The organism is Nonomuraea fastidiosa (assembly GCF_042751225.1).
GTDB lineage: Bacteria > Actinomycetota > Actinomycetes > Streptosporangiales > Streptosporangiaceae > Nonomuraea > Nonomuraea fastidiosa.
Genome location: NZ_CP170570.1, coordinates 2,409,681 through 2,427,699, shown reverse-complemented (window position 1 = coordinate 2,427,699; position 18,019 = coordinate 2,409,681). Strand labels below are relative to the sequence as shown.

15 protein-coding genes and 1 pseudogene are annotated in these 18,019 nt (G+C 68.8%); 8 read left to right on the top strand and 8 right to left on the bottom strand.

Features of this window, described 5'->3' with window-relative positions:
• Positions 1 to 59: 59 nt before the first annotated feature.
• From argS to ACFMQL_RS10945, 3 genes and pseudogenes are all read right to left on the bottom strand, one after another.
• The gene (argS, locus tag ACFMQL_RS10955; protein WP_378785508.1) at positions 60 to 1,787 is read right to left on the bottom strand and encodes an arginine--tRNA ligase; all 1,728 of its coding nucleotides are present in this window, start codon (positions 1,785 to 1,787) and stop codon (positions 60 to 62) included.
• Positions 1,784 to 3,028: an HAD-IC family P-type ATPase gene (locus ACFMQL_RS10950; protein ID WP_378785506.1), complete on the bottom strand. Its 1,245-nt coding sequence runs from the start codon at positions 3,026 to 3,028 to the stop codon at positions 1,784 to 1,786. The genes argS and ACFMQL_RS10950 overlap by 4 nt, the downstream gene beginning before the upstream one ends.
• 145 nt (positions 3,029 to 3,173) lie before the next feature.
• Positions 3,174 to 3,854 (bottom strand): annotated as a pseudogene (locus tag ACFMQL_RS10945) (HAD-IC family P-type ATPase); the annotation flags it as partial.
• On the opposite strand from ACFMQL_RS10945, the gene ACFMQL_RS10940 reads away from it, so the two are divergent.
• Positions 3,817 to 4,101: a hypothetical protein gene (locus ACFMQL_RS10940; RefSeq protein WP_378785504.1), complete on the top strand. Its 285-nt coding sequence runs from the start codon at positions 3,817 to 3,819 to the stop codon at positions 4,099 to 4,101. The pseudogene ACFMQL_RS10945 and the gene ACFMQL_RS10940 overlap by 38 nt on opposite strands.
• Positions 4,102 to 4,172: 71 nt before the next feature.
• Here the strand turns inward: ACFMQL_RS10940 and plsX are convergent, their stop codons facing one another.
• Together plsX and ACFMQL_RS10930 are read right to left on the bottom strand one after the other, a co-directional pair.
• On the bottom strand, positions 4,173 to 5,192 hold the full coding sequence (plsX, locus tag ACFMQL_RS10935; RefSeq protein ID WP_364068361.1) for a phosphate acyltransferase PlsX: 1,020 nt from the start codon (positions 5,190 to 5,192) through the stop codon (positions 4,173 to 4,175).
• 152 nt (positions 5,193 to 5,344) lie between these two features.
• On the bottom strand, positions 5,345 to 5,902 hold the full coding sequence (locus tag ACFMQL_RS10930; protein ID WP_364068359.1) for a DUF1707 domain-containing protein: 558 nt from the start codon (positions 5,900 to 5,902) through the stop codon (positions 5,345 to 5,347).
• A gap of 177 nt (positions 5,903 to 6,079) precedes the next feature.
• On the opposite strand from ACFMQL_RS10930, the gene ACFMQL_RS10925 reads away from it, so the two are divergent.
• Together ACFMQL_RS10925 and ACFMQL_RS10920 are read left to right on the top strand one after the other, a co-directional pair.
• Positions 6,080 to 7,396: a lysine 2,3-aminomutase gene (locus tag ACFMQL_RS10925; RefSeq protein WP_364068357.1), complete on the top strand. Its 1,317-nt coding sequence runs from the start codon at positions 6,080 to 6,082 to the stop codon at positions 7,394 to 7,396.
• Positions 7,397 to 7,788: 392 nt separating this feature from the next.
• Positions 7,789 to 8,751, top strand: coding sequence for a hypothetical protein (locus ACFMQL_RS10920; protein ID WP_364068355.1), 963 nt, complete (start codon positions 7,789 to 7,791; stop codon positions 8,749 to 8,751).
• Positions 8,752 to 9,648: 897 nt separating this feature from the next.
• Here ACFMQL_RS10920 and ACFMQL_RS10915 read toward each other — a convergent pair.
• The 3 genes from ACFMQL_RS10915 to ACFMQL_RS10905 all read right to left on the bottom strand — a co-directional run bounded on the left by ACFMQL_RS10915 (position 9,649) and on the right by ACFMQL_RS10905 (position 11,784).
• Positions 9,649 to 9,822, bottom strand: a complete 174-nt coding sequence (locus ACFMQL_RS10915) for a hypothetical protein (protein WP_364068353.1) — start codon at positions 9,820 to 9,822, stop codon at positions 9,649 to 9,651.
• 167 nt (positions 9,823 to 9,989) lie between these two features.
• Entirely contained in the window at positions 9,990 to 10,856 is an 867-nt protein-coding gene (locus ACFMQL_RS10910; RefSeq protein ID WP_364068351.1) for an ABC transporter ATP-binding protein, read from the bottom strand.
• The gene (locus ACFMQL_RS10905; RefSeq protein ID WP_364068349.1) at positions 10,849 to 11,784 is read right to left on the bottom strand and encodes an ABC transporter permease; all 936 of its coding nucleotides are present in this window, start codon (positions 11,782 to 11,784) and stop codon (positions 10,849 to 10,851) included. The genes ACFMQL_RS10910 and ACFMQL_RS10905 overlap by 8 nt, the downstream gene beginning before the upstream one ends.
• A gap of 603 nt (positions 11,785 to 12,387) precedes the next feature.
• On the opposite strand from ACFMQL_RS10905, the gene ACFMQL_RS10900 reads away from it, so the two are divergent.
• From ACFMQL_RS10900 to ACFMQL_RS10880, 5 genes are all read left to right on the top strand, one after another.
• The gene (locus tag ACFMQL_RS10900) at positions 12,388 to 13,896 is read left to right on the top strand and encodes an ABC transporter substrate-binding protein (RefSeq protein WP_364068347.1); all 1,509 of its coding nucleotides are present in this window, start codon (positions 12,388 to 12,390) and stop codon (positions 13,894 to 13,896) included.
• Between the two features lie 125 nt (positions 13,897 to 14,021).
• Complete coding sequence (locus tag ACFMQL_RS10895) at positions 14,022 to 14,966, top strand: ABC transporter permease (RefSeq protein ID WP_364068345.1); 945 nt, start codon at positions 14,022 to 14,024, stop codon at positions 14,964 to 14,966.
• The gene (locus tag ACFMQL_RS10890; RefSeq protein WP_364068343.1) at positions 14,959 to 15,933 is read left to right on the top strand and encodes an ABC transporter permease; all 975 of its coding nucleotides are present in this window, start codon (positions 14,959 to 14,961) and stop codon (positions 15,931 to 15,933) included. The genes ACFMQL_RS10895 and ACFMQL_RS10890 overlap by 8 nt, the downstream gene beginning before the upstream one ends.
• A 13-nt stretch (positions 15,934 to 15,946) precedes the next feature.
• Positions 15,947 to 16,984 (top strand): ABC transporter ATP-binding protein, encoded by a 1,038-nt coding sequence (locus ACFMQL_RS10885; protein ID WP_378785501.1) that lies wholly within the window; start codon positions 15,947 to 15,949, stop codon positions 16,982 to 16,984.
• On the top strand, positions 16,968 to 17,984 hold the full coding sequence (locus ACFMQL_RS10880; protein WP_364068339.1) for a dipeptide ABC transporter ATP-binding protein: 1,017 nt from the start codon (positions 16,968 to 16,970) through the stop codon (positions 17,982 to 17,984). The genes ACFMQL_RS10885 and ACFMQL_RS10880 overlap by 17 nt, the downstream gene beginning before the upstream one ends.
• Positions 17,985 to 18,019: the final 35 nt, after the last annotated feature.

Here is an 18,019-nt window from a genome sequence, read left to right as displayed (position 1 = left end):
GCCAACCCGGTGGAGGCGCGCCCATGACGGTACGGGAGACTTTGAGCCAACGTGCCGGTTTACATGCGCTCGGGGACAGGGACACCGAGGAGGTTGAGCCCCGTCTCCATCACCCGCAGCGTCAGCGCGCACAGGGCGAGCCTGGAGGCCCGGGTCTCGGGGGCGACGCCTTCCTTGAGCACCGGGCACTGCTCGAAGAAGTCGGTGAAGGCGGAGGCGGTGGCGTAGAGGTACGCGCACAGCCGGTGGGGCTCGCTCAGCTCCGTGGCCTGCTCGACGACGGTGCCGAAGCCGAGCAGCTGCAGGGCGAGCGCCCGCTCGGGTGCGGCGCCCAGCCTGATGGGGCCGGTCGCGTCGTCGGGGTCGAGGCCGCCCCTGCGGAAGATGGAGCGGATGCGGGCCTGGGCGTATTGCAGGTAGGGGCCGGTGTTGCCGGTGAAGGCCACCATGCGGTCGAGGTCGAAGACGTATTCGCTGTCGTGGCTGACCGACAGGTCGGCGTACTTCACCGCGGCCATGCCGACCGCCCGCGCGATCTCCTTGCGGGTCTCCTCGTCGTAGCCGCGCTCGGCGATCAGCGCGTACGCCTTGTCGACGGCCGACTGGAGCAGGTCCATCAGCTTGACCGACTCGCCGGAGCGGGTCTTGAAGCGGCGGCCGTCCTTGCCGAGCATCATGCCGATCTGGACGTGTTCGGCCGAGACGCTGTCGGGCAGCCAGCCGGCCATCTTGGCGGCGGCGAACACCATGCGGAAGTGCAGCGCCTGGTCGCTGCCGACGACGTAGAGGATGCGGTCGGCCTTGAGATCGTGGACGCGGTAGCGGATGGCCGCCATGTCGGTGGTGGCGTAGCCGTAGCCGCCGTCGCTCTTTCTGATGATGAGCGGCAGCGGCTTGTCGTCGGGGCCGGTGAAGCCGGGCGGGAAGACGCAGAGCGCGCCCTCGCTGATCTTCGCGGTGCCGGACGCCTCAAGGTCGTCGCAGGTCTTCTGCAGCATGGGGTTGTACATGCTCTCGCCGGCGATGTCGGCGTCGGTGAGCGTGACGCCCAGCAGGTCGTAGACCTTGTTGAAGTAGCGCACGGTGGCGTCCATGAAGACGTGCCACAGGCGCAGCGTCTCGGGGTCGCCCGACTGGAGGGTGCCGACGCGCTTGCGGGCGCGGGCCTTGAAGTCGTCGTCGCTGTCGAACTTGGCGCGCGCCGCCTGGTAGAACTCCGTGCCCTGACCGGCTTCGAGCTGGGCGATGGCGGCCGGCTCGCCGATGTCGAGCAGGTGCTCGATGAGCATGCCGAACGGGGTGCCCCAGTCGCCGAGGTGGTTCTGCCTGATGACGGTGTTGCCCACGTGTTCGTGCAGGCGGGCCAGCGCGTCGCCGACGATGGTGGTGCGCAGGTGGCCGACGTGCATCTCCTTGGCCGCGTTGGGCGCGGAGTAGTCGATCACGACGGTCTGCGGCGGGGTGCTGAGGCCGACGCCGAGCCGCTTGTCGCCGAGCATCTCGTCGGCCTCGGACGCGATCCAGCCGTCGGCGAGCGTGATGTTGAGGAAGCCGGGGCCGCTGACCTCGACCGTGCCGGGGAAGTCGGACAGCTCCGCCTTGATCGCCTCGGCGACCTCCCGCGGGCTCCGTCGCAGGCGCTTGGCCAGGCTCATCGCGACGTTCGCCTGGAAGTCGGCGAACTGGGAGGGCCGGATCAGCGGGTCTGCGTCGGCGTACTCGGAGCCGAACGCGCGGCCCAGCGCCTGCTGGACGCGCTCGGTGAGCACTTTCTGCGGGTCGGTCATGGTCTAAGGGTACCGGCGAGCTTGACCGCCACGCTTATCGTTACCGCCGCCACGAGCGAGATGCCGACGGCGGTCAGAACGTCGCCGAGACCGCCCGGTTCGAGTGCGAAGAACTTCCTGACGAACGGCAGCGCGAACCCGGCCGCGAACAGCGCCGCCATGGCCGCGACCAGCACGCCGCGCCACCAGTTGAGCGGCCTGGCGATGAGCACGAGCACCCACCACGTGGTGAGGAAGAGCGTGATCACGGCGGCGGTCTGGTTCTCCAGCAGCGGGGCGGCGGCGTCGTGTGCGGCCCAGAACGTCGCCATCACCGCCAGCGCGCACAGCACCCCGGCCGGTACGGCGAAGCGCAGCACCCGGGCCACGAACCCGGGCTGTGAGCGTTCGAGTGTGGGCGCGAGCGCGAGGAAGATCGCGGGGATGCCGATGACCAGCAAGTTCGTCAGCGTCGAATGGCGGGGCGCGAACGGGAACGCGACGCCCGCCACGCCGACGAGCAGCGACAGCACGATCGCGTAGAAGGTCTTGGTGAGGAACAGGTTGGAGACGCGTTCGATGTTGGCGAGCACGCGGCGGCCCTCGCCGACGACGTGGGGCAGCGTGGCGAAGGTGTTGTCGAGCAGCACGACCTGCGCGACCGCCTTGGTGGCCGGACTGCCCGCGCCCATGGCGATGCCGAGGTCGGCGTCCTTGAGCGCGAGCACGTCGTTGACGCCGTCGCCGGTCATGGCGACGGTGTGGCCGCGGGCCTGCAGCGCGGTGACGAACTCGCGCTTCTGCTGCGGGGTGACGCGGCCGAAGACGGTGTGGGAGTCGAGCATCTCGCCGAGCGCGGCGGGGTCGTCGTGGGGGAGCGTACGGGCGTCCACCGCGTGTTCGGCGCCGGGGATGCCGAGGCCGGCGGCGATGGCCGAGACCGCGAGCGGGTTGTCGCCGGAGATGACCTTGACCGTGACGCCCTGTTCGGCGAAGTAGCGCAGGGTCTCGCGGGCGTCGGGCCTGATGGGCTGGCAGAACGTGACGAGCGCGACGGGCTCGACCACGGCGTGGCCGCGCTCGGCGGCATCCAGGCTGTCGGCGCGGCACAGCGCGAGGACCCGCGCGCCGGAGGCGGCCAGCTCGGCGGCCCTGTCGTAGGCGTCGCCGCCCTTGAGCAGCACGTCGGGCGCGCCGAGCAGCCAGGTGCCGCGCTCGCCGAAGTCGGCGCCGCTCCACTTGCGCGCCGAGGAGAACGGCACGGTGTCGCGGGCGGTCCAGGCCAGGCGGCGCGGGGTGGCGGGCCCTGATGGCCTCGGCGGTGGCGTTGGGCCGGGCGTCGAGGTGCGCCATGGCGGCCAGCGCGGGCTCGACCGGCTCGTCGTCGCGTACGGGCAGCACCTGGTCGAGGTCCATGCCGCCGGCGGTGAGCGTGCCGGTCTTGTCGAGGCAGAGCACATCGACCCTGGCCAGCCCCTCGATGGCGGGCAGCTCCTGGACCAGGCAGCGGCGCCGGCCGAGGCGTACGACGCCGACGGCGAACGCGATGGACGTCATCAGCACCAGCCCCTCGGGGATCATGGTGACGATGCCCGCGACCGCGCCGGTGATGGCGGTGCCCAGGTCGGCCGAGTTGTGCAGCTGGCTGTAGATCAGCAGGGCGCCGATCGGGACGACCAGCCAGGTGATGTACTTGATGAAGTCGGCCACGCCGGCGCGCAGCTCGGAGTGCGCGAGGTGGAAGCGGCTCGCCTCCTCGGCCAGCCGTACGGCGTAGGCGTCGGTGCCGACCCTGGTCGAGACGAACGCGCCGCTGCCCGCCACCGCGAAGCTGCCCGACAGCACCTGATCGCCCGGCCGCTTGTGCACGGGGTCGGCCTCGCCGGTCAGCAGCGACTCGTCGACCTCCAGGCCGTCGGATTCCACGACCTCGCCGTCCACCAGCAGCCGGTCGCCGGGGCCCAGCAGGATGAGGTCGCCGAGCACCACCTCGCGGGGGCTGATCAGGCGTTCCTCGCCGTCGCGGCGCACGCGTACGGGAGCCTCGTTGATGACCGCGAGCCGGTCGAGCGTGCGCTTGGCGCGCACCTCCTGGACGATGCCGATCAGCGCGTTGGCCACGATGACCAGCCCGAACAGGCCGTCCTGCCACTCGCCGAAGATCAGGATCAGCGCCCAGAGCACGCCGATGACGAGGTTGAACCGGGTCAGCACGTTCGCCCTGAGGATGGCGCTCAGCGACCTGCTGGAACGCCGCGGCACGTGGTTGGCCTTGGCCCTCGCTACCTGGGCGGATGTGAGCCCGTGGACCACCGAGGTGAGCCCGTCCACATAACCCCCCGTTTCTGTGGATCGGTGACACACCCTAAAGGGTCGGCACCCTTCCTCGGGGGTGACTTCGCCCTATTACCACAATCGATGCGGCCGGCCCGTCGCCGACATCCGCTCGCCGATGGCGGGCACGATGCCGGCGGCCGCCAGGTCGGCGGCGAGCCGGCAGGCGGCGCTGATGCCCTGGGCCTTGGAGGCGCCGTGGGCGATGACCACAGTACCGTTCAGCCCGAGCAGCACCGCACCGCCGTAGGCCTCGGCATCGAGTCGGCGGCGCAGCTCGCGGATGCGGGAGCGTTGCAGCGCCGCGCCCAGCCTGGCCAGCCGGCTGTCGCCGATGGCCTCGCGCAGCTCGGTGAAGGCGTAGCGGACGGCGCCCTCCATGGTCTTCAGCGCGACGTTGCCGGTGAAGCCGTCGGAGGCGATGACATCGACCTTGCCGGTCAGCAGGTCGTGGCCCTCGACGTTGCCGGCGAAGTTCACGCCGGGCGCGGCCTGGAGCAGCTCGTGGGCGCGCCTGACGACCTTGTTGCCCTTCTCCGCCTCGCTGCCGATCGTGAGCAGGCCCACCCTGGGCTCGGCGACGCCGTGGGCGAGCTCGGCGTACGTGGTGCCGAGCTGGGCGAACTGCACCAGCATCTCCGGTTTGGCCTCGGCGTTGGCGCCGGCGTCCACGAGCACGGTCGGGGTGGGCTGTGTGGGGAGCGAGACGGCGATGGCGGGCCTGAGCACGCCCTGCTGGCCCTTGAGCCGCAGCCTGCCGGTGGCGACGACGCCGGCGGTGGACCCTGCGGAGACGACCGCTGCGGCGTCGCCGCGGCGGACGAGGTGGCAGGCGATCGCGATGCTGGAGCGGGGGCGGCGCAGGCTGGCCAGCGCGCCCTCGTCCATGGCCAGGGCCTCCTCGGCCCGGACGATCGGGATCTCCTTGGTGGCGTCGTGGTCGGCGAGCGCCTCGTACAGCACGCGGGGCGAGCCGACGAGCACGACGGGCAGGCCGCGCTCGCGTACGGCGTGCACGGCCCCCGCCACGATCTCGTGCGGGGCGTGGTCGCCGCCCATGGCGTCGAGCGCGATCGGCCTGGTGTCTGACAAATGGTCACCTCGTACGGCTTCGAGCCCGCCGTCACGGCATGGGCCGGTGGGCGGGCTCGGATGTCCGCACCGCAGGCAAGGCAGCTGCCAGGCTAACCGGCAGGTAGGCCCTCATGGTGCCCGGCCGGGGGCGTTCCACTCGCACGTCGAGGCTAGTGCAGGTTCCAGTCGTCCTTTCCGCGCGTGACGATCACCTTGGAGAACGCCGAGGAACCGGTCAGCCTGATCAGCGGGCCGTCGCCGCGGTCGCCCGCGTTCACGTTGCGCTTGCCGAAGATCGAGCTGCCCTCGTCGATGACGTGGGCGTCGGCGGGCACCCTGACGATGACCTTGCTGAAATGCGCCCTGGTCTCGAGGGTGATCTCGCGGCCGGGCAGCACGGCGTCGGACAGGTCGATGATGAGCGCGCCGAAGCCGGCCGAGAGCGTGAGGTGCCGGGAGGCCACCCACCGGCCCTTGCGGACGATCTTGCTGAAGGTGGAGTTGATGACCTGCTTCTCGATGGTCGAGGGCACCCCGGAGGCGGACACGTCGGGCAGGTCGCGGGTGAGGGGGACGAGCTCGCCGACGGTCTTGGCGTTGTACGCCAGGTCCAGGCGGTCGGCGTGCTCGACGCTGGTGAGTCTTCCTGTGGCGAGCGCCTCGGACAGGATGGCGGCCACGCGGTCGCGGTCGGCGTCTGAGGCGCGGAGCTCTGGATCCTGGGTCACGATAAGTCAGTCTATGCCGGATCGCGATATGTCGCGAGTGTCCCGAACCTCAAGGAAAACTTGGAGACCGGCGGAACCGGTGACGGTGGTGCGCGCGTCCGGGTATTAAGAACCGTAGACGCGCGACAGGGTCGTGAGGTTTACACCCGATCGAACAAAAAAGATGGGAAAGGCCTAGTGATCTTGAACCAAGCTGGCACGCGACGCTTCCGGGCGTACACGTCCAAGCACCTCGACGAGCTTCTGCGGCGTGCGGGGCTCGGGGACGACGAGCGCCTCAAGGTGCGCGCCGTCGCCACGGTGCTGCCTTTCCGGACCAACGCCTACGTCGTGGATGAACTCATAGATTGGTCGGCCGCACCCGACGACCCGATCTACCGGCTCGTCTTCCCACAGGAGGACATGCTGCCCGCTGCCGACGTCGCCCGGCTGGCCGACCTGCTCAAGGCCGAGGCGCCGAACGCTGAGATCCAGGCCGAGGCCAATCGAGTCCGCGCCCAGCTCAACCCGCACCCGGCGGGCCAGAAGGAGCTCAACGTCCCGAAGATCAACGACGAGCCCATCCCTGGCCTGCAGCACAAGTATCCGGAGACCGTGCTGATCTTCCCCAAACAGGGGCAGACCTGCCACGCCTACTGCACCTACTGCTTCCGGTGGGCGCAGTTCGTCGGCGACGCGGACCTGAAGTTCGCCTCGGACGACATCGACCAGATGGTCGGCTACATCCGGCAGCACCCCGAGGTGACCAGCGTGCTGATCACCGGCGGTGACGCGATGATCATGGGTGAGCCCGTGGTCAGGCGCTACATCGAGCCGCTCATGGAGCTTGAGCAGCTCGAGAGCATCAGGATCGGCACCAAGTCGCTCGCCTACTGGCCGCAGCGCTTCACCAGCGACCCCGACGCCGGCGACACCCTGCGGCTGTTCGAGCAGGTGGTCGCGTCGGGCAAGAACCTCGCGTTCATGGCCCACTTCTCGCACCCGCGGGAGCTGGAGTCGCCGCTGGTCGAGGAGGCGGTCAAGAACATCCTCGGCAGCGGGGCCACGATCAGGACGCAGGCGCCGCTGATCAAGTCGATCAACGACGACCCGGCCATCTGGGCGGGCATGTGGCGGCGGCAGCTCCGGATGGGGATGATCCCCTACTACATGTTCGTCGAGCGCGACACCGGTCCTCAGGACTACTTCGCGGTCCCGCTGGCGCGGGCGTACGAGATCTTCAGGGACGCCTACGCCTCGGTCTCCGGTCTGTGCCGGACCGTACGCGGGCCGTCCATGTCGGCCACGCCCGGCAAGGTGTGCGTCGACGGCGTCACCGAGATCGCCGGCGAGAAGGTGTTCGTCCTCCACTTCATCCAGGCTCGCGACCCGTCGCTCGTGGGACGGCCCTTCTTCGCGCGCTTCGACCCCAACGCGGTCTGGCTGACGGACCTGCGCCCGGCCTTCGCCGACCGTTTTCCGTTCGAGTCGGCGGACGCCCTGCTGCCCGCCTGATCCGGTCGCGCGCGTCCATCGCGACCCGGAAAATACCGCGCCCCCGGCCCGTGACATTTGTTTTCGCGACCCTTTGTTCACGGGCCGCCGGGGCGCTCCCCATTTCAGGCGGTCTTGTGCGTGCTATATCGGAAACAAGGCCGCCTGAATCCGTTTTGTCTCCCCGCTCAACGCCGCCCCTTTACTCGGTAACCGGGCTGCAAACCCCTGCTACATGGGCATTCATGCGCCTGCGAGCCGTTCCCCGCGGGTGGTAGAACTTCCTGCGTAGCTCAGCCGTTGCGACACGCTCAGTGTGGTGCCCATAGCGCGTACGCGACGGCATACGGGGGTTATCGATTCGCATTTCCATCGCATTCGAGAGCGATCGATCACGAGCCGGGAAGGCAACCATGAATCGAGTAGTCAAGACGGCCCTGGCCGTCACAGCATTCGGCTTGGCGGCGGCGGCCATGGCCGTGCCGGCGCAAGCCGATGGTCAAAAGGAGACCGCCGCGCACGCGACGGTCGACGCCGGGGGCACCACTGCGGCAGGCCCGCTCGGCGGCATCCTCGGCGGCCTGACCGGCGGCGATCTGCTGGGCGGCGACCTGCTGGGCGGCCTGCTCGGCAAGGCCAAGTCCGTCGCCCTCCCCTCCAGGCAGATGAGCGAGGTCGAGCGCGACAGGCTCAGCGAGCTGCAGGCGCAGCGTCGGGCCGATGCCAGGGGCAACGGGTTCGAGGACATCACCCGCACCGGCGGTCCGATTCCCGAGATCTCGCCCATCGTCTCCAACATGGCCTTCGGCGGCGGCGCCCTGACCTCGTCGCTGCCCCTCCTGGGCGCGGCGCGCATGGCGCAGCCGTCCGTCAAGGCCGATCGCGCTGTCCCGGCCGAGGCGGCGTTCAGCACGGTGAACGGTGTCCTGGCCTCGCCGGTCGGCGGCGCGTTCGGCGGGCTGCCCGGCACCGCCCTGCTGCCGGGCTCCGGCAGCGGCGTCGCCGACGCCGGCGTCCTCACCGCCGGCACCGTCAAGAGCGCCACCAAGAGCCTGCAGGCCGTCTCGGCCGACCGCTTCGTGGCCGGGCTGAGCGAGGCCGCCGCGCAGGCGCTGCCGCACGCGGGGAACGGCCGGCTCGCGCCGGTGGTCGGCAAGGTCGCGCCCGCCGAGGTCGCGCCGGTCGTCGAGGCGCTGCCCGCGACCTCGCAGGCCGTCGCCGTGGACGAGCTCGCGCCGCTCGTGTCGGGCTCCGCCGCCTTCGTCGCGAGCCGCGGCGTCAAGGCCGCCGGGGCCTACAGCGACGTGGTCACCGCTTTGGGCTGGACCACCGACGCGCTGACCGGATCGGTGCGCGGCGTGGCCGCCCACCACTAAGCCCGCGGGCCGGGTGGGCTCGCGAGCGTGACTCGTCCGGTGAGCCGGTATGGAGGTCCGCGGGCGTCTTCTAGGTGCCGACGCCCTCGTCTCCGTCCGGCGACACGACGCGCTTCGCGCGCTCCCCATGACGGGCTCCCTTCCTGCGATCGGCGTTCCCCGCAGTGGAACGACCGGTCGTGACACGGCGGATTCCCCCTCCGGCGGGTCCGGCGCTCCTCGCAGGGCGCCACAGGTCCCGCTTCCGGCGGGTCCGGCGCTCCTCGCGGGGTGCCACAGGTCCCGCTTCCGGCGGTCCGGCACTTCCTCGGCGGAAGGCCGGAACGCCGCGGCAATCCGCCTCCGGCGGATCCAGCGCTTCCCGGCGAGAGGCCGGCGGCCACGAGCAGGTGCCGCTCCTGGCGGGCCGGTGTCCCTCTCTTACGGGATCGGCCGCCACCACACAGATCACGCCTTCGGCGGGCCGGGACCTCCTTCGGGTGCTCCGGCCGCTGTGGCGGGTCGTCTCCGGCCGGTCCGGTGCTCCCCTTATCAGCGGGGCATCGGTGGCCGTGGCCGAGCGCGGCAGCGCGACCAGGTCGTCTCAGGTGCCGGACGTCCGGTGCACTGACGCGCAGGGGATGACGTAGGGACCTTCGCACCGCGCGGACGGTCCGATGACGGGCCAGGGCGGACGCGCCCTCGCCCCGGGCGTGCTCGCGCGCGGCGCCGCCACTGCAGGGCAGCGGCGCCACGCGAGCCCCGCCCCGCCGCCGGCCCCAGGGGGTCGGCGGCTTTCGCATGCCCGGCCCAAGCGACGCTCATCGGTCCTGTGGCCCCATCGGCCTCTGAGAGCCCGGGAGAGGCGCGTACGGCGCTCTCCTGCGGGCGCTCAGGGGGATAGCCTCCCTGCGGCGCTCAGGGGATGCGGACGCCCGTGCGGCGGGCGATCTGGGCCTGCAGCCGGGCCATCTGCCAGTGCAGCTCCAGCAGCTGCTCGGCCAGCTGCATCCGCGGGATCTCGGAGACGTCTTCGGAGGCCAGGTGGTCAATCGCGGCCGACAGCTCTCCCATGGCGCGCCCCCACTCCATCACCGTTCCTCGGATCGAATTGACGTTCGAATTCTAGCGGAACGGTCACCGCGCTGTCAGTCTTTCGCCCCAGGCGTCGCTCCCGTTTCGCACGGAGGATCGAATCGGACCTGGACATGCGAAACCCCCGCCATCAGGAGCGGGGGTCCTAGGAAGAGTGACGGGGCTCAGCCCTTGTTGTAGGCGGCGATGACCTCCTTGGGGTCGCCGTCCATCCGGATCTTGCCCTTGTGCAGCCAGATGACGCGGTTGCAGGTCTCCTCGATGACCCTCAGGTCGTGGGCCACGAGGAAGACGGTGCCGGCCTGCTCGCGGATCTGGCGGATGCGGGCCTCGCTCTTCTTGCGGAACTCGCGGTCACCGGTCGCCAGCGCCTCGTCGATGAGGAGGACGTCGTGGGTCTTGGCGGAGGAGATGGCGAAGCGCAGGCGGGCGCCCATGCCGGAGGAGTAGGTGGACATGGGCAGCTGGACGAACTCGTCGATGCCCGAGAAGTCGACGATCTCCTGGTACTTCTCCTTGACCTCGGCGGGCGTCATGCCCATGGCGTAGCAGCCGAGGACGATGTTGCGCTCACCGGTCAGCTCGCGCATCAGAGCCGCGTTGACGCCGAGCAGCGAGGGCTGGCCGTCGGTGTAGACGGCGCCTTTGTGCGGGGGCAGCAGGCCGGCGATGGCGCGCAGCAGCGTGGACTTGCCCGAGCCGTTGCGGCCCACGATGCCGATGGCGTCGCCGTGGTAGGCCACGAACGTCACGCCCTTGACCGCGTGGACCTCTTTCATCTGCGGGCGGCCCTGGCGCTTGAGAATGCGCGTGAGCGCGTTGACCGCGTTGCCCTTCTCGGCGTCGGTGGCGGCGCCGTAGACGCGGTAGACGATGTGGAGGTCGTCGACGATGACCGTGGGCGTGCCCGTGGGTACGTCGAGGGGCCGCTTGCCCGAAGGCTCCGGGGCGGGACGCTTCTTGGCGTCCTTGCCGGGGACGGCGGGCTTGTCGCCCTTCACCTGTGACAGCTCCTTGGTCAGTTCAGCCACGCCCGTACCTCTCTTCGGACCGCCAGAAGTACCAGAAGCCGAAGCCGAGTGCGAACACCGCCCAGAATACGCAAGACATCCACACCATCGGCGGGGGGTGGTGGCCGAACTCGGGCCTGTAGGTGGCGATGAGGATCTCGCGCATCCACTCGATGAACGACGCGGCCGGGTTGAGATACATCACATCGGCCACCCATTGGGGCAGGTGCGCCGACCCCACGACCTTGTCCTGAATGGAGAAGAAGACGCCGGAGGCGTACAGCCAGGTGCGGGTGATGAAGGGCAGCAGCTGGTTGAGGTCGCGCATCGTCGCACCGAGCCGGGCGACGATCAGGCCGGCCCCGATGTTGAAGAACGTCTGCAGCAGGAGCACCACGGGGATCATGAGCCAGAACCACGTGGGCATCTCGCCGGTGATGACGACCAGGACCAGCAGCACGGCCATCGAGATCACGAGCTGCTGGAGCTCTTGGATCGTGTAGGCCAGTGGCAGCGAGGCCCTCGGGAAGTGCAGCGCCCTGATGAGCGACAGGTTGCTGGAGATCGACTTGGCGCCCGCGGTGACCGTGCGCTGGGTGTAGGTGAAGATGAACATCCCGGTCAGCAGGAACGCCGGGTAGTTCTCGATGTCCTTGCCGCCGCCCAGGATGAGGCCGAACATCAGGAAGTAGATGGCGGCGTTGAGCAGCGGGGTCAGCACCTGCCAGAGCTGCCCGAGGGTGGAGCTGGAGTATTTCGAGACGTTGCGCGAGGTCGCGTACGTCAGGATGAAGTGTCGCCGCTCCCACAGCTGGCGCAGATATACAGGGAACCTCGGCCGCGCGATGGCACGGCGAAGTCCGTATCTCTGGGCGAGCTTGGCCAGCGGCTCCTGCCCGCTTCGGCCGCCCGCCTGGGCGTCCGCGACAGCGGATTCCGGCTGGCTCATGGCAAGGACTCTATTGGATCCCGGTGGGTGGGGTGCCTGTCGTACGGATCGACGACAGACAGTTGGACGATCGAAGGCGGCGCCGGGTTCCAAGGCGCTGCCAAGACCTGGTCAACCGTAGCTCAGGGAGCGGGCGCGCGGGGGCGGAGGCGCGACCACGGTCCTGTAGGGGGTAATTTTCATCGACTGTTCACACCCCGGCTTGGTCGGTCTGTTGAGTTTTGTACTATTTGCGAGGCATCAGGCGGATTGTCTGTGACGCTGGATAGGCACACGTGTGACCGAACTGCAACGCGCCAGAGACTCCCTGGTGGCAAGGAGTAAGGGATAGTCGCGATCGACTGGCAGGGCGTCGGCTGGTTTGACCATGTCAGCCAAATCCGGGGGGATACCAGGAACTCCCCGTCAGGCTGCTCACGATCACCGCAGCTCAGCGCTTGGCGCCCAACCTGTAGAGGGAGGAATTCTTTCACCATGCGTGTTACTAAGGGCGCACGGATCGTCGCCGGTACCGCGCTGCTCGCCCTCGCGGTTGCCGCGTGTGGCGGCGGTGCCTCGGACAACGGTGGCACCGCCGCGGGCGGCTCAGACACGCCGGTCCGCATGGAGATCGGAGAGCCCCAGGAGCTCCTGAACCCGCAGAACACCACTGAGACCGAGGGCTCTGAGGTTCTCGCAGCCGTCTTCTCTCCGCTCGTGCGTTACGACGAGAACAAGCAGCCGGTCGAGGAGGCCGCCGAGTCGATCACGACTGAGGACAGCAAGGTCTGGACGATCAAGCTGAAGCCCGGCTACACGTGGCACGACGGCAAGCCCGTCACCGCGGCCGACTATGCGCGTGCGTGGAACTACGCCGCGTACCAGGACAACGCCATGTCGTCGTCCTACTTCTTCGGCCGCATCGAGGGCTACGAGGACGTCCACCCGGGTGAGGGCAAGAAGCCGACCGCCAAGGAGATGAAGGGCCTGAAGGTCGTCGACGACCTGACGCTCGAGGTCACCTTGTCCGCGCCGTTCTCGCAGTTCAAGACGATGCTCGGCTACACCTGCTTCTACCCGATGCCGGAGTCGGCGATCGGCCCCGACGGCAAGGTCACGCAGGAGTACGGTGAGAAGCCGATCGGGCAGGGCCTGTTCAAGCTCGACAAGCCGTACAAGAAGGGCACCGACCCGACCATCGAGCTGTCGGTCTACGACAAGTTCCCCGGCAAGAAGCCGTCGAACTGGACCAAGCTCCAGTTCAAGGTCTACACCAGCTCCGAGACCGCCTGGAACGACCTGCAGGCCGAGGAACTGGACATCCACGACTCCCTGCCGGCGACCGCCATCGCCACCGCCAAGTCCGTCCTCGGTGACCGTTACTTCGACGAGCCCGACGCCTCCGTCGGCTACATCGGCGTCCCGCTGAAGTACAACAAGGACTTCGAGAACGTCGACGTCCGCCGGGCCATCTCCATGGCCATCGACCGGAAGACGATCGCCGACACGGTCTTCTCCGGCACCCGCGCCCCCGCCGACGACTTCATCAACCCGGCCATCCCCGGCTACCGCCAGGGCGCCTGCGAGGCGTGCACGTACAACCCGGCCGAGGCCAAGAAGCTGTACGAGCAGGCCGGTGGCCCCAAGAGCATCGAGCTCGGGTACAACGCCGACGGTGGCCACAAGGAGTGGATCGAGGCCGTCGCCAACAACCTGCGGGCGAACCTGGGCATCGAGGTCACGCCGAAGCCGTTCGAGAAGTTCCAGGGCATCCTGGACGCCCTGGACGCCAAGGAGTACAAGGGCCTGTTCCGTATGGGCTGGGCCATCGACTACCCGTCGGCCGAGAACTACCTGACCCCGATCTTCGGCACCGGTGCGATCGCCACCGGCTCCAACTACGGCGGCTACTCCAACAAGGAGTTCGACGAGCTGGTGGCCAAGGGCGACCAGGCGCCGACCGCCGAGGAGGGTCTGAAGTTCTACCAGCAGGCCGACGACATCCTGCTGAAGGACCTCCCCTACATCCCGGTTTACTTCTACCGGAGCAACTTCGGCCACTCCACCAAGGTCAAGAACGTCAAGCTCAATCTGCTGAACCAGATTGAGTGGGCGGACATCGAGAAGGCCTGACGTCGTTCGCCCGGCGGGCGGCTCTTGCCGCCCGCCCGTCGGAGGGCTGAGCTTGGAGGCAGTCACTCGGACCGGCTGAATCACGGACTCCGAGGGCTGCCTCCAAGTGTGTACCGGAGGGCTTAATGGGCCGTTATGTCATCAGGCGCTTGATCCAGGCGATACCCGTCCTGCTCGGCGCCACGCTACTCATCTTCTGCATCGTCTTCGCGCTGCCCGGCGACCCCATCGCGGCACTGTTCGGGGACAAGCGGCCGGATCCGGCCGTGGCCGAGGTGCTGCGCGAGCAGTACCACCTCAACGATCCGCTGCTTCTGCAGTACTGGTACTACATCAGCGGCGTGCTCTTCAGGGGCGACTTCGGCGTCAACTTCGCCGACGTGCCGGTCTCGGAGATGCTCGCCGGCAAGTTCCAGGTCACGCTGAACCTCGCACTGGTCGCCCTGGTCATGGAGGCGCTCATCGGCGTCGGCCTCGGCCTGTGGGCGGCGCTGCGCCGCGGCCGGGCCACCGACACCATGATCCTGGCCTCCACCCTGCTGCTGATCTCGGTGCCCACGCTGGTGACCGGTTTCGTGCTCCAGCTCGTGCTGGGCGTGCAGCTCAGGCAGTGGACGGGCGTGGACATCTTCCCCGTCGCGGGCACGTTCGCGGGCCTGCGCAGCTACCTGCTGCCGGGCTTCGTGCTGGCCGGCGTGTCCGTCGCGTACCTGACCAGGCTCACCAGGACGAGCCTGGTCGAGACGCTGCGGGCGGACTACATTCGCACGGCCGTCGCCAAGGGCCTGACCAGGCGGCGCGTCATCGGCAGGCACGGCCTGCGCAACGCGCTGATCCCGGTGGTCACCTATCTGGGCGCCGACCTCGGTAACCTCATGGGCGGCGCGGTGATCACAGAGACGATCTTCAACCTCCACGGAATCGGCAACCAGCTCTTCACCTCGGTCTACTTGCGTGAGCAGCCGGTTGTCGTCGGGATCGTCACCATCCTGGTGCTGATCTACATCCTGGCCAACCTGGTCGTCGACTTGTTGTACGCCGTGCTCGACCCGAGGATCCGCTATGAGTAACCCAACCCCAACGGGCGGGCCAGGACTCCCGGAGACGCAGACGCTGGTCCCCGACACGGTCGCCGCCCCAGCAACCGAGCCCGAGGGCGGTGAAGGCAAGGGCGGCAAGCCCGCCAGCCTGTGGACCGACGCCTGGCACGACCTGCGGCGCCGTCCGATGTTCATCATCTCGGTGATCATCATTCTGGTCCTGCTGGTCATGTCGTTCTGGCCGTCGCTGTTCAGCGCGATCGACCCGTACAACGCCAGGACCTGCGACCTGTCCACGGCGCGGCAGGGTCCCGGGCCGGGTCACCTGTTCGGCCGCGACAACCTGGGCTGCGACGTCTACGCCAGGACCATCTACGGCGCTCGCAACTCGATCGTCATCGGCGTGCTCACCACGCTCATGACCACGCTCATCGGTGGTCTGCTCGGCATCATCGCCGGTTTCCGCGGCGGCGTGACCGACACGGTCGCCTCGCGGGTCACGGAGATCTTCTTCGCGATCCCCTCGATCCTCGGCGCGCTGCTGATCGCGGCCACCTTCCGCGGCAAGGCCAACAGCATCCTGCTGGTCATCCTGGCGATGACGGTGCTCGGCTGGCCGATGGTCTTCCGTATCATGCGGGCGGCGGTGATCACGGCGAAGAGCCAGGACTTCGTGGTCGCCGCGAGAGCGCTGGGCGCGGGAGCGGGCCGGATCATGTTCCGTCACCTGCTGCCGAACTCGCTGGCGCCGGTCATCGTGGTCGCCACGATCAACCTGGGCACGTTCATCGCCGCCGAGGCGGCGCTGTCGTTCCTGGGCGTGGGCGTGCAGTCGCCGGACATCTCGTGGGGCCTGATGATCGCCGACGCGCGCAACAGGTTCCTTGAGGCGCCGCTGCCGCTGGTGTTCCCCGCCGTGTTCCTGAGCATCACCGTGCTCGCGTTCATCATGCTGGGCGACGCGGTGCGCGACGCGCTCGACCCGAAGCTCAGGTAGAAGGGGGGATCACGTGAAGAAGACGCAAACGGAAGTGTTGCCCGCCGAGGGAGGGCCGGGCGACGGGCCGCTGCTCGCGGTCGACGACCTGCACGTGGAGTTCCACACGCGGGCCGGCGTCGTACGAGCGGTCAACGGCGTGAGCTACACGGTCAACCCCGGCGAGACGCTCGCGGTGCTGGGCGAGTCGGGCTCGGGCAAGTCGGTGACGGCGCAGGCCATCATGGGCATCCTCGACATGCCGCCGGCGGTGATCCCCAAGGGGCAGATCCGCTTCAAGGGCACCGACCTGCTCAAGCTGTCGGAGGAGGCGCGCACGCAGGTGCGCGGCCAGCGGATCGCGATGATCTTCCAGGACGCGCTGTCCGCGCTCAACCCGGTGTTCACCGTGGGCTGGCAGATCAGCGAGATGTTCCGGGTCCACCGGGGCATGTCCAAGTCCGACGCCATGAAGAAGGCCGTCGAGCTGATGGACCGGGTCCGCATCCCGGCCGCCAAGCAGCGGGTGAACGACTACCCGCACCAGTTCTCCGGCGGTATGCGCCAGCGCATCATGATCGCCATGTCGATCGCGCTGGACCCCGAGGTGCTGATCGCCGACGAGCCGACCACGGCGCTCGACGTGACCGTGCAGGCCCAGATCATGGAGCTGCTGGCCGAGCTGCAGCGCGAGAGCCAGATGGGCCTGATCCTCATCACCCACGACCTCGGCGTCGTGGCCGACGTGGCCGACAAGATCGCGGTCATGTACGGCGGCCGCATCGTCGAGCACGCCCCGGTGTACGACATCTACAAGGCCCCCGCGCACCCGTACACCAAGGGCCTGCTGGACTCGATCCCCAGGGTCGACCAGAAGGGCCAGGAGCTGTACGCGATCAAGGGCCTGCCGCCCAACCTGCTGAACCTGCCGAAGGGGTGCGCGTTCCATCCTCGGTGCCCGTTCCGTCAGGACAACTGCCAGACCGACGCCCCCCCGCTGTACGAGATCAGCGGCACGCGCGGCAGCGCCTGCCACTACTGGAGGGAGGTCCTCGATGGCGAGCGGCAGTGAGGCCATCCTGCAGGTACGCGACCTGGTCAAGCACTTCCCGCTGACCCAGGGCATCCTCTTCAAGAAGCAGGTCGGCGCGATCAAGGCCGTCGACGGCGTCTCGTTCGACCTGCACAAGGGCGAGACGCTGGGCATCGTGGGCGAGTCGGGCTGCGGCAAGTCCACGCTGGCCAAGCTGCTCATGGCCTTGGAGCGGCCGACGTCGGGCTCGGTGCTGATCAACGGCCGGGACATCGCCAAGGCCAGGGGCGCCGAGCTCAAGCGCATGCGCCGCAACATCCAGATGGTGATGCAGGACCCGTACACCTCGCTGAACCCCCGGATGACCGTCGGCGACATCGTCGGCGAGCCGTTCGAGATCCACACTGAGGTGGCGCCCAAGGGCGATCGGCGCAAGAAGGTGCAGGAGCTGCTGGAGGTGGTCGGCCTCAACCCCGACCACATCAACCGCTACCCGCACCAGTTCTCCGGCGGCCAGCGGCAGCGCATCGGCATCGCCCGTGGTCTGGCGCTGCAGCCGGAGATCATCGTCTGTGACGAGCCGGTCTCCGCGCTGGACGTGTCGATCCAGGCGCAGGTGGTCAACCTGCTGGAGCGGCTGCAGAACGAGTTCGGCCTGGCCTACATCTTCATCGCCCACGACCTGTCGGTGGTGCGCCACATCTCCGACCGCGTGGGCGTGATGTACCTGGGCAAGTTCGTGGAGCTGGGCAAGGACGCCGAGATCTACGACCGTCCCGCGCACCCGTACACGCAGGCGCTGCTGTCGGCGGTGCCGGTGCCCGACCCCGAGGGGCGCGAGCAGCGGGAGCGGATCATCCTCCAGGGCGACCCGCCCTCGCCGGCCAACCCGCCGAGCGGCTGCCGCTTCCGCACCCGGTGCTGGAAGGCGCAGGAGATCTGCGCGGAGGAGGAGCCGCTGCTGCAGATCAGGCCCGGCATCGGGCACGAGAGCGCCTGCCACTTCGCCGAAACGCACGACGTGGTCCACGCGGGCTGAACCGACACATGGAGACCCCCTGGGGAGCCCCAGGG